General features: G+C 38.3%; 1 protein-coding gene. It reads right to left on the bottom strand.

From position 1 onward, the window contains the following. The coding region (locus IV514_RS17355) for a hypothetical protein (RefSeq protein ID WP_206486586.1) at window positions 1–462 on the bottom strand (462 nt) is incomplete at both ends.

The following is a 462-nucleotide window of genomic DNA, read 5'->3' as shown; positions in this document are numbered from 1 at the left end:
CTTGTTAGCTTCATTTACCGTGAAGCTAGAATATATAAAAAACCTATTATCACTTACCAGATCTTTTACAACGCAAGTTACTTTATAAACCCCAACAGGGTCATTACTCTCAGCGATTAAACCCACGCGATCGATAGCAAGGCCTAATTGACCTTTAGGTAGCGCTGGTTTGTTTTTCCAAAGCTCAGTATTTTTATATTCGGCATAGATTGTTCCATCCGGTTTTAGAATTTGGTAATCAACTTCAGCAACACAGTTCCCTTCCGCATTAGCAGCACAACCACTAAATAAAACTAAAGCTTCAATTGGTTGACCTTTTTCAACATTCTCGGATTCTAAAATATGGAAACCCGGTGTTGGTGCTTCCCAATTTTCTAACATTTTTTGCGAGTCTGTTGTCATGAAAATCATTGCACCAAAATCACCTGAAGTGCCTTGAAAGCTTTTTGAGCTATCTGGTTC

This window comes from Thalassotalea sp. G2M2-11 (assembly GCF_017168195.1).
Taxonomy (GTDB): domain Bacteria; phylum Pseudomonadota; class Gammaproteobacteria; order Enterobacterales; family Alteromonadaceae; genus Thalassotalea_E.
Note: the sequence above shows the minus strand (reverse complement) of the source record. Positions and strands in the feature narration are given on the sequence as shown.